This is a genomic window from Streptomyces sp. NWU339, assembly GCF_003143855.1.
Taxonomy (GTDB): Bacteria; Actinomycetota; Actinomycetes; order Streptomycetales; family Streptomycetaceae; genus Streptomyces.
The window spans coordinates 1-10,254 of the sequence record NZ_QFRK01000107.1; the positions used below are offsets into that span (position 1 = coordinate 1).

General features: G+C 71.1%; 11 protein-coding genes and 2 pseudogenes. 6 read left to right on the top strand and 7 right to left on the bottom strand.

The genetic code is table 11. From position 1 onward, the window contains the following. The first annotated feature begins 59 nt into the window (after positions 1-59). On the top strand, positions 60-299 hold the full coding sequence (locus DIZ27_RS43025) for a helix-turn-helix transcriptional regulator (protein ID WP_109380678.1): 240 nt from the start codon (positions 60-62) through the stop codon (positions 297-299). Positions 300-415: 116 nt separating this feature from the next. On the opposite strand, the pseudogene DIZ27_RS43030 reads toward DIZ27_RS43025, so the two are convergent. Beyond that, positions 416-739 (bottom strand): annotated as a pseudogene (locus DIZ27_RS43030) (pectate lyase); the annotation flags it as partial. A 368-nt stretch (positions 740-1,107) separates the two neighbouring features. Between DIZ27_RS43030 and DIZ27_RS43035 the strand changes: the two are divergent. Continuing rightward, a complete protein-coding gene (locus tag DIZ27_RS43035; RefSeq protein ID WP_109383722.1) occupies positions 1,108-1,575 on the top strand; it encodes a DUF6214 family protein in 468 nt (155 codons plus the stop codon). Between the two features lie 18 nt (positions 1,576-1,593). Here the strand turns inward: DIZ27_RS43035 and DIZ27_RS43040 are convergent, their stop codons facing one another. Then, on the bottom strand, positions 1,594-2,256 hold the full coding sequence (locus DIZ27_RS43040) for a DUF305 domain-containing protein (protein WP_109383723.1): 663 nt from the start codon (positions 2,254-2,256) through the stop codon (positions 1,594-1,596). A 205-nt stretch (positions 2,257-2,461) separates the two neighbouring features. On the opposite strand from DIZ27_RS43040, the gene DIZ27_RS43045 reads away from it, so the two are divergent. After that, a complete protein-coding gene (locus DIZ27_RS43045; RefSeq protein ID WP_109383728.1) occupies positions 2,462-3,973 on the top strand; it encodes an LVIVD repeat-containing protein in 1,512 nt (503 codons plus the stop codon). On the opposite strand, the gene DIZ27_RS43050 is transcribed toward DIZ27_RS43045, so the two are convergent. The 4 genes and pseudogenes from DIZ27_RS43050 to DIZ27_RS43060 all read right to left on the bottom strand — a co-directional run bounded on the left by DIZ27_RS43050 (position 3,970) and on the right by DIZ27_RS43060 (position 6,652). Next, positions 3,970-4,716, bottom strand: a complete 747-nt coding sequence (locus tag DIZ27_RS43050) for a TetR/AcrR family transcriptional regulator (protein WP_109383724.1) — start codon at positions 4,714-4,716, stop codon at positions 3,970-3,972. The two genes, DIZ27_RS43045 and DIZ27_RS43050, sit on opposite strands and share 4 nt — an antisense overlap. A gap of 273 nt (positions 4,717-4,989) precedes the next feature. Next, positions 4,990-5,682, bottom strand: a complete 693-nt coding sequence (locus DIZ27_RS43055) for a phosphatase PAP2 family protein (RefSeq protein WP_109383725.1) — start codon at positions 5,680-5,682, stop codon at positions 4,990-4,992. 110 nt (positions 5,683-5,792) lie between these two features. Further along, positions 5,793-5,984, bottom strand: a pseudogene (locus DIZ27_RS48220) (M56 family peptidase); the annotation flags it as partial. 95 nt (positions 5,985-6,079) lie between these two features. Then, positions 6,080-6,652 (bottom strand): DUF5134 domain-containing protein, encoded by a 573-nt coding sequence (locus DIZ27_RS43060; protein WP_109383729.1) that lies wholly within the window; start codon positions 6,650-6,652, stop codon positions 6,080-6,082. 158 nt (positions 6,653-6,810) lie between these two features. On the opposite strand from DIZ27_RS43060, the gene DIZ27_RS43065 reads away from it, so the two are divergent. Next, positions 6,811-8,550, top strand: a complete 1,740-nt coding sequence (locus DIZ27_RS43065) for an FUSC family protein (RefSeq protein WP_109383730.1) — start codon at positions 6,811-6,813, stop codon at positions 8,548-8,550. Then, a complete protein-coding gene (locus DIZ27_RS43070; protein ID WP_109383726.1) occupies positions 8,547-9,170 on the top strand; it encodes a MarR family winged helix-turn-helix transcriptional regulator in 624 nt (207 codons plus the stop codon). The genes DIZ27_RS43065 and DIZ27_RS43070 overlap by 4 nt, the downstream gene beginning before the upstream one ends. 40 nt (positions 9,171-9,210) lie before the next feature. On the opposite strand, the gene DIZ27_RS43075 is transcribed toward DIZ27_RS43070, so the two are convergent. Continuing rightward, positions 9,211-9,612 carry a VOC family protein gene (locus DIZ27_RS43075; protein WP_109383727.1) on the bottom strand — a complete coding sequence of 134 codons (402 nt, stop codon included), beginning with the start codon at positions 9,610-9,612 and terminating at the stop codon, positions 9,211-9,213. 145 nt (positions 9,613-9,757) lie between these two features. Between DIZ27_RS43075 and DIZ27_RS43080 the strand changes: the two genes are divergently transcribed. After that, positions 9,758-10,254: transposase (locus DIZ27_RS43080; RefSeq protein ID WP_146229129.1), on the top strand; the 497-nt coding region annotated here is incomplete at its 3' end.

A 10,254-nucleotide genomic window follows, 5' to 3' on the forward strand; every position in this document is an offset into this window, starting at 1 on the left:
ATGGGGAAGATCATGCGCGAGGGCGTGCACATGCGAGAGGACCTCGAAGGGACCATTTGATGCCCGACGATGAGGAGCCTCACTCGATCCGGATCCACCTCGACCGCTTTCTCGCCGAGCGCGGCATGACGCTCACCGAGCTGTCCTCGCAGGTCGGCATCACCGTCGTCAACCTGTCCGTGCTGAAAAACGGCCGGGCCAAGGCCGTCCGCTTTTCAACCCTGTCGAGGATCTGCGAGGTCTTGCGGTGCCAGCCGGGAGACCTGATCACCTACGAACCCACCAAGCCCGGTCCATAGCCGACCGATCCGGCAGACGATCTACTCCACAGACTCCCGCCGACGACCAGCGCGACTGCGCCTTCAGACCGGCACGCCAGCCCTTTGACCAGCAACTTCAAGTTGGCGAAGGCTCAGTGGACGCCGTCGGCGGCCGGGGCGCCGAGGATGACGTTCTTCAGGACCGCGCCGTCCGCCAGCTCCAGGATCGGACCCTGGTCCTCGTTCTGGCTGCCGGAGCCCAGGGCGCCGGTGCCGTAGAGGCGCTTCATCCCGTAGTCCTTGGTGCCGGACACCGAGATGGTGGAGGAGACCCCCTCGCTGCCGTTGGGGGTCGGCCAGGTGGCGGCGCCGGCCGGGGAGGCGCCTGCTGTCATAAGCATGCCAACCGAGAGCCCGAGGGTGGCCAGTGCGCCGGTCAGCGCCCGCCCATGGGTGCGCGGTGTTGTCACCGAAGTCATGTTCCGGTTCCTTCTGTCGTGATGTGGGGGTGTCGGCGACGCGGGGGTGCGGAGGTGCCGTGGGTGCGTGAGGTTCACGTCGCTGAACGGAACGTAGGGGGAAAGCGCTTTCTGGTCAACGCCTCATACGGCAGGTATTCAGCCATCTGTAGCGGCAGTGAGCGCGTTCTCCAGCGGAGAGGTGGGGGCGTCGTGGCCCCCGCCTCCTCGGCCGCACGGCCGAAGTGGCGCCCGCTCCGCTGACAGGGTGCCGTCCACCGGTCGGGGTGCGTGTTCGTCCGTAGGGAAAGTGCTCACGTGGTTACGTTGCGAGCGTGCTTGAGGAGTCTTTCCTTCATCTTTCCGATCGTTCTCCGGCGGACGGTGCCGTGTCCGTGCGGCCTGCCTGGGAGGTGCGCGAAGGGGAGCACACGACGCGCTGGTTCGATGTGCGGCTGACCTTCGCGGACGGAGCCGGGGTCGAGGCGCTCGCGATGGTGTCCGGGCACAGCGTCTGCGTCGAGGACGTACGGGCCCGGCCCGCGCTGTCGCTGGAGGACCTGGCGCTGTTCGCCGACTGGATCGAGGGGCCGCTCGCGCGGGCCTGCGGCGCCGAGGACGAACCGGCCGCCGGTGCCCCGTCCGGTACGGGGGAGCGGCGGACCCGTGTGGTCGGGCCGCAGGGGCCCGTGGGGAGGCGCTTCGTGGCGCGGGAGTACCGCGCGGCCCAGGAGGAAGGCGCCGACCCGGTGCTCGCCGTGATGTGCGCGACCGGATACAGCCGACGCGGGGCGCTGCGGGTCATCGGCCGGGCACGTGACGCGGGCCTGCTGAGCCCGCGTCACACCCGGCGGTGAACGGCTCCGCCGCGGGCGTCACAGGAGGTCGCGCATCCGCGTGATCTCGCTCGTCTGCTGGGCGACCACGTCGTCGGCCATCTCCTCGATCTGGATGTTGTTGCCCTGCGCCTTCACGTCCGTGGCCATGGTGATCGCCCCCTCGTGATGGGTGATCATCAGCGTGAGGAAGAGCTGGTCGAAGGCCTTCCCCTCGGCCGCGCGCAGGTTCTTGAGCTGGGCCGGGGTCGCCATCCCGGGCATCGCCGCGTGGTCGTGGTCGTGCTCGTCGGCCTTCTTGGTCTTCTTGTGCGTCGTCAGCCAGCCCTCCATCGCCTTGATCTCCGGCTGCTGCGCGGCCGCGATCCGCTCGGCCAGCTTGACGATCTTCGGCGACTCGGCACGGTCCGGGACGAGTTCGGTCATCTCCAGGGCCTGGGAGTGGTGCTCGATCATCATGCGGGTGTAGGAGACGTCCGCGGAGTTGGGGGAGTCGTCCTCGGCGCGCTGCTCTGCGGCCTCCGCGGCCGACAACGTCCGGTTCGGCTGTCCGGGCTCGCCTGGTGCGATCACCGAAGGCCCCTTGGCGGCAGCCGACTTGGCGTCATCCGTATCGGAGTCGCAGCCCGCGAGCCCGAGTACGGCCAGGGCGGTCAGCCCGGTCGCGACGACGGACACGCGTGACGCACGGCGGAAGAGCACGGGACCTCCTGTGGCTGGGGGACCCCCTGGGGAGGGTCACGGGACACCTCGTGAGTGCCGACGACTGTCCTAGCACGCTTCCGCGCGGCAGTGAGCAGAAAACTTCGTTGCGAGTGTGTTGCCCACTGTTGTTATGTGCATGGTCAGGAAGATACTGCCGGTGCACCACCCGTTCCGAGTCGAACGGTACAAGGGAGGAAAGACAGTGATCCTGTTGAAAGATCCCCGAACCCGGCGCAGACGGCTGGGAGTTGTCGCAGCAGCCGGGGGACTGCTGGCCGCGCTGCTCACCGCCGCACCGGCCGCGGCGATCCCCGACCCCGGGGACGAGCCGGCCGCCCCGAAAGAAATGTCCCGAAGTGCGCAGGCCGAGGCGCGTGAGGCCATCGAGAGCGGCGAGATACCCACCCAGGACGAGGTCGTCCGCTCCGACAACATCCGGCACGTGGCCAACATCCCCAAGGACGCGCTGACCGGATTCAACTCGGACCTGGCGTTCCAGGGCCGGTACGCCTTCGCGGGCAACTACGACGGCTTCCGCATCTTCGACATCAGCAACCCGAAGTCACCGAGGACGGTGGCCCAGGTGCTGTGCCCCGGCTCCCAGAACGACATTTCCGTCTCCGGTGACCTGCTGTTCCTCTCCACCGACTCCTCGCGCAGCGACAGCAGTTGCAACAGCACCACGCAACCGGCGACCGAGAAGTCCTCGTGGGAGGGCATGAAGGTCTTCGACATCAGCGACAAGCGGAACCCGCGCTACGTCGCGGCCGTCGAGACCGCCTGCGGCTCGCACACCCACACGCTGGTGCCCGAGCGCAAGAACGTCTACATCTACGTCTCCTCGTACTCGCCGAACGCCGCCTACCCCGACTGCCAGCCGCCGCACGACGGTATCTCCGTCATCAAGGTGCCGCGCAAGGCCCCGCACAAGGCGGCGGTGGTCGGATTCCCGGTGCTGTTCCCTGGTGAGGGGCCGGACGGCGGCGGAAACCCGGGCGCGCCCACCAACCCGGGCGTCTCCAAGACCACGGGCTGCCACGACATCACCGTGCTGCCGTCCGAGGACCTCGCCGCCGGTGCCTGCATGGGCGACGGCATCCTGTTCTCCATCAAGAACCCCGAGCGCCCCAAGGTGATCGACCGGGTGCAGGACAACGTCAACTTCGCCTTCTGGCACTCGGCGACCTTCAACCAGCGGGCCAACAAGGTCGTGTTCACCGATGAGTTGGGCGGCGGTGGCGCCGCCACCTGCAATGCGGCCGTCGGACCGGACCGGGGCGCGGACGGCATCTACGACATCGTCGGCAAGGGCGACAAAAGCCGGCTCGTCTTCCGCAGCTACTTCAAGATTCCCCGTCACCAGGCGGACACCGAGAACTGTGTGGCCCACAACGGCTCGTTGATCCCGGTCAAGGGCAAGGACATCATGGTCCAGGCCTGGTACCAGGGCGGCGTCTCCGTCTGGGACTTCACCAACTCCTCGAAGCCGAAGGAGATCGCCTACTTCGAGCGGGGTCCGCTGGCCACCGACCGGATCGTCACCGGCGGCTCCTGGTCGGCGTACTACTACAACGGCTACATCTACTCGAACGACATCGAGAAGGGCCTCGACGTCCTGAGGATCGACGACCGGCGCACGGACCCGGCCGACAGGATCCAGCTGCGCGAGCTCAACCCGCAGACGCAGCCTGACTACTTCGACGACAGGGACTAGGACCTGTCCGGGGCGGGGCGACGGGGTGGGGCTGAGGGCCCCGGGGCCGGTTCGGTCGCGAAGAACCGCGACACATCCGTCCGGTTCGACGCGCCCGTTCCGCCGGCCGCGTCCGTCCGGTTCGACGCGCCCGTCCCGCCCGGCACCTCGGTGCCGGGCGGGACACCCAGCTCCCAGTCGAGCCGGTAGTGCTTGAACAGCTCCGCGCGCAGTGCCTCGACGGGCATCGGCGCACCCGGCAGCAGGGCCGAGAACACGGCGCCCATCAGCAGGGCGCGCAACATCGGGTAGTCGCTGTCGACCTCGCTGGAGCCGTACCGGGCGACGGTGTCGCTGAGCAGTTCGGCCAGGCGCCGCTGCTCGGGGCAGGGCAGGAAACCCTCGGCCTGTAGCAGTCCGGCCATGTGCTGGCGCATCAGTACGGGGCGGTCGCGGGCCAGGCCCAGGATCGCGTCGATGGCCCGCGCCATCCGCTCCTGCCCGTCATCGGTGCGCGGTTCGCGCTCCAGCGCCTCCTCCAGTGTCCGGTGCATCAGCCGGTGCACCGCGGACTGCACCAGGTGGCGCTTCCCCGGGAAGTAGTACGAGACCAGACCCCGCGCGGACCCCGCGCGGTCGGCGATGTCGCCGAGCGTCGTCGCCTCGTATCCGCGCTCGCTCACCACCTCGACGGCGGCTTGCAGAAGCCGTTCCTTCGAACGCCTCCGCAATTCTTCATTGACCGAGGGGCTGCGCGGGGACATGCTGGACTCCTGCGTTGACTGGCTGACAGCCAACTATACTCAACGCGTCCGGCCGGACTCCCTGGTGGGTCCGCTCCGGGCTGCCGTTCTCCTCGGGCGACGCGGGGGATCGCCCGAGGAGAACGGCACTGACGAGATGCCGTCTCCCGCCCTGCCGGCGACCGCCCGGGCCGCTGCGGTGCGTCCGGCCCTCGTGCGTCCCGCCGGACCGGCACCGGAAAGTGGTCACGGAGGTCCCGCGGGAGATTTCCGGGAGACGCGGACCGTGCGGTCTCACGGGTGTCGCCGCCGGTGGACGCGCACCGCCACGGCCACGACCAGGGCGCCGAAGAGCCAACCCCCGAGCACGTCCGTAGCCCAGTGGACGCCGAGCCAGACGCGGGTGAGACCGACGCCGGCCACCGAGAGCGCCGCCACGGTCGCGGCCCACACCCACACGGCCCGGCTCACGCCGTGCCGGTGCAGGAGCCACAGCAGGAGACCGAGGACAACGGTGGCAGTCATGGCGTGACCCGACGGGAAGGCCGCGTAGTGGGCCGAGTCGACCGGGTTCGCCCACACCGGGCGGGCGCGGCCCACCGCCGCCTTCAGGACCTGCTGCAGCGCCGTCCCCACGGCGCAGGTCACCACCAGCCACACCGCGGTCCAGCGGGCCGCGTACCGGAACACCAGCAGCAGTGCGACCGCCCCGGCCAGCAGGCGCATGGTCCACGGGTCCCAGACCCAGTTCGTCAGGACGCGGGCCGTCTGCGTCAGCCCCGGTTCGTCGACCGCCCAGCGGTGCGTGGTACGGGCGATGTCGCCGTCCACACCGGTCAGCGGACGCCACTCGGCGCCGACCAGGATAAGCAGCAGTACCGAGCACAGAGCCGGTACACCGATGGACAGGACGGCCAGGCGGTGCCGGTGCTCCGGTGGCCGGGGCGGTGATTCGAGGTCGGGGGGAGACATGTGGGGGGAGTGCATGAAACGATCCTCGCCGACCGCCGGGGCCCGGGGCCAACACCGACGCCCCGACCGCCCGGAAGCCCTGAAGCGAAGAGGCCTTCAGCGCATGCCTCCGAGCAGTTCTGCTCCAGCGCCCGCAGCCCGGGGGCGAACGCCACCAGGACCGGGACCACCGGAACCAGTGACGCCACGGCCGTCAGCCGCAGCCGGCGTCCCACCGTGAGCCGGTCCGGCCAGTCGGCCCGCGCGAGCAGCCTGGAACCGACGACGGAGGTCAGGACGCCGAGCAGCAGCAGCGCCGCGGGGAGCGTCATGCGGCCGGCCCATGAGCGCGGAGGACTCCCGGGTACGGCCCATCGGGCACAGTGACGCGGGCGACGGTCCCGCTCGTCGGCCCGCGGCCGGCCGCCCCGCCTCACATCGTCAGCAGCATCGCCACCATCGCGATCCCCATGGACAGCCGGCACGCCCGCGCCAGCTCGGGCCGGTCCCCCCAGCCCGAGGCTCCGGAAGGCCCCGTGCCGGTGGCCGCCGAGTGCTCCGGAGCGGCGGCCACCGGCACCAGCCGTACGCCCGTCACCAGTACGTATCCGGCGAAGTACAGCAGCAGGAGCCAGGTCAGCGCAGGTATGCCCGCGCCGCCGTGTCCGTGCTCCCCGCCGGGGGAGGCGGCCATCACCACCGCCATGTAGGCCATGGCCCCGGAGCCCACCGGATGGTGCAGATGGCGCGGGCTCCCGCGCCCCGCCCACAGGGCCTGCACCGCGGCCGCGCCGAACACCACCGCACAGGCGGGCCACGCCCACGAAGGCGGGGTGAACACCGCCGCCGGTACGGCCATCGCGGCCATGCCGAAACCCATCAGCGCCTCACCGCCCGCGGCGCGGCGCTGCTCCTCGACACTGCTGCGCATCCGCAGCAGGCAGTAGGCGCCGGTCGCCGCGCAGAGCGCGACCAGCAACCAGCCGAACGACGCCGGTCCGTGCACGCGCACCTCCCCCTGGAGCCGCTCCACGGTCGGGTCAAGGCATGCCCCCGCTCGAAGGCGTGCACGCGAGCGCACAGGGGTACATGGGGAGCATTCGGGGGAGCACCGCAGGTCACAGGAATGTTTTACGAGTAAAAGACCTGGTAGCGTTGTACGTCATGAGCAGTGCGACCCCCCGTCCCACCCCGAATCCCGCCCCCACGCCGAAGCCCCGGCGCTTCCCACTGGTCGACGTACTGCGCGTCGGACGGCCCTCCAACATCTGGTTCAAGCCCGCCTTCAGCGTGGTGGCCGCGGTCGCACCGCCCAACCTGATCCTGGTCGCCCTCGGCCGACTGGACCTCGCCGCCTACACCATGGCCGGTTCCCTGTGCGCCCTCTACGCCCACAACCGTCCGTACGCCGCCCGCGCCAAGGCGCTCGCGGGCGTGGTGCTCGGCATGGTCGGCGGCCTCGCCGTGGCCCTGGTCTCGGCCTCGCTCACCAGCAACGCGGTGATCCTGGTCGCCATCGGCGCCCTGCTGGCCGCCGTGCAGAAGGTGCTGTGCGACGTCACGCGCATCGGCCCGCCCGGCAACGTGATCCTCACCTTCGTCAGCTCCGCCTCGCTGTTCGTCCCCCAGACCCTCGGGCAGGTCCCCGGCCATCTCGCACTGGCCGCGGTGGCCGGGGTCTGGGCCTGGCTGGTCGGCATGGCACCCGTACTGGTCCGGCCGCACGGCCCCGAGCGCCGGGCCACCGCCGACGCACTGAACGCCACCGCCGCGTACGCCGAGACCGGCGGCACCGGCGACGGCCACGCACGGGCCCGTGCCGCCGCCTACGCCGCCGTGCAGGCCGCCTGGCAGTGCCTGCTCCTCACCGGAACCCGCTCCGTCGCCACCCGCCGGGCTCTCGAACGGCTGGTCATCCGCGCCGAGATCGCGCTCGCCGCGCCGGCGGAGGCCGACCCCGCGCGGTTGCGCGCCCAGGCCCGTGAGCTGCGCGGCACGGGCCGTATCCCGGGCGCCGACGCCCCCCGCTCGGATGCCGACGAACTCCTCGGTGTGGCCGCCGAGCGCGCCATCCCCCACCGCCCCCTGTGGTCCCGGCTGGGACCGCTCACCCCCATCGCCGTACGCACCGTCCTCGGCTGCGGCCTCGCCGGGTACGCCTCCCTGGCCATCGGGATCGGACGGCCCTACTGGGCCCTGACCACCGCCGCCGCGCTCTACCAGGCCAACATCACCCTCACCTGGAGCCGGACCGTGCAGCGGGTCTTCGGCAACCTCGTCGGCGTGTTGATCTTCGCGGCCGTCGCCCCGATCGCCGACCTGGGACCGCTCGCCCTCGTCCTGTGCTGCCTCGTCTTCAACTTCGGGGCCGAAGCGCTCATCGGCCGCAACTATTGGCTCGGCAGCGTCTGCGTCACCCCGCTGGCCCTGCTCATCACCGAGTTCCCCGGCTACCAGGCGGCCGGCCCCCTGATCACCGATCGTGTGGTGGACACCCTGGTCGGCGCGCTGGTCGGCTTCGCCGCCGCCCTGGCCGTCACCAACCGGCGGGCGGGCAACCGCGTCGCGACGGCGCTCAGCACGGCCGGCCTCCGGCGCGAACACGCGGCCCGGCTCCTGACCGACCCGCAGGCCGACCCCACCGCCCTGGAGACCGCCCGGCGCGGCCTGGCCGCCGCCCTCGTCGACCTGCGGGCCGCCGCCGACGCGGCCGCGGGCGAGTGGTGGCTCCGCACGCTGCCGCAGGAACACGTCGTGCTCGCCGAGCGGGAGGGACACCGTACGCTCGCGGCGACGGTACGACGCCAGGGGCTGCTGACCGGCCCTGGCGAGGACCCGAACCCCGGCACGGACATGAACCCGGGTACAGATCCGGGCACGAACACGAAGGACATACGGCCATGACGGCGACCGAACGGCCTCCGGCCGACGCAGGACTTCAGCTCGAGGGAGGACTTCCCGCCGACGGGGGACTCCCGGCCGAGGCGGGGAACCCGTCCGGCGAGGGGCTTCCGGCGACAGGCGGCGACACCGTGGCCGCGGTGGTCCGGCAGTGGCGGGCCGTGTACCCCGGCCTCGACACCGGGCCCATGGAGGTCATCGGGCGCATCAACCGCTGTGCCGCCCTGCTCCAGCAGGCCGAGGACGCCCCGCTGAGCCGGGCGGGACTGACCCGCCCCGAGTTCGACCTGCTTGGCGCGCTGCGTCGCACCGGGCGCGAACTGACCCCGGGCGAACTGGCACGCGAGACCTTCTCCTCCGGCGCCGCCGTCACCAAACGCCTCAAACAGCTCACCGGGCGCGGCCTGGTGGAACGCCGCGGCGACCCGCGCGACCGCCGCATGGCCCGGGTCCGCCTCACCGACGCCGGACGGGACGTCGTCGACGGCATCATGCCCGCGCAACTCGCCTACGAGAACGCCGTGCTCTCCGGCCTGGGCGGGCCGGATCTCGGCGAGCTGGCCGCGCTGCTCGGCGGGCTGCTGGGGCAGCTGGAAGGACGCCTGAGCGCCGTACGGGCGTGACGCGGCCCTCACGCCCCTCCCCGGTGTCGGATCACCGGCCTCAGAGTCCCGGTCGGTACCGCAGCGGATGGTCGGCCGGAGTCTCCACCAGGACGATGGGTGTGCCGTCCGGGTCGGCGGTCCACATCTCGATGAGGCCCCACGGCTCCCGCACCGGCGGCCGGACGATCTCGACGCCCTTGTCCCGCAGCTCCTGGTGGGCCGCCGTCACGTCCGCGACCTGGAGCCACAACCGCGCCGCCGTGGCCGCAGGGGCCGCCGGTGTGTCGGACCGGCCGGACAGCTCCAGGAAGCCGCCGCCGAGGAAGTAGACGGTGCCGCGCTCCGGGCCGGTGCCGAACTCGCGGTACACGGCGAGGCCCAGTTGCTCGCCGTAGAAGGCGCGGGAGCGCTCGGGATCGGTGGGGCGCAGCAGAACGCGACTGCCGAGTACATGCACCATGCGGCCGAGCGTAGCGGCCGGGTTAGTCTCTTCCGTGCCCTGGCCACGCCGGGAAGGAGGCTGTCGCACAACTCCTGCCCGGTGAAGGTCAAGAGCGATTTGCTGTTCGGTTCCGGCCGCCGGGCAGGCATCGGAATCTTGGTCTGTGGGGCGGAACTTCCTGTTGTGCGACCGTGAACGTGATCTTGAGATGCCGCGGAATGTACGGGAGTGGCTGCCGCCCGAGCACCTGTGCTGGAAGGTGCTCAACGCCGTCGGAGAGCTGGATCTCTCGGCGTTCGAGGACAGCTACCGTGCCGACGGGCAGGGAGGGGCCGCTTACCCTCCCACGAACCAGGTCGCGCTGATCCTGTACTGCTACAGCAAGGGAATACGGTCTTCCCGCCGCATCGAGCAGGCCTGTTGGGATGACGTGGGCTGCCGGGTCATCACCGCGAATCGCAGGATGGACCACTCCACCGTGGCGCGGTTCATCCGGCGCCACCGCGATGCCCTGAACTCGCTGTTCGTGCAGGTGCTGGCGCTGTGCGGCCGGCGGGGGCTGGTGGACCTCTCGGCGGTGGCCGTGGATGGCTCCCCGATGGACGCGAACGCATCCCGCGACGCCAACCAGCGCCTGCACCGTCTTGAGGCGATCATCTC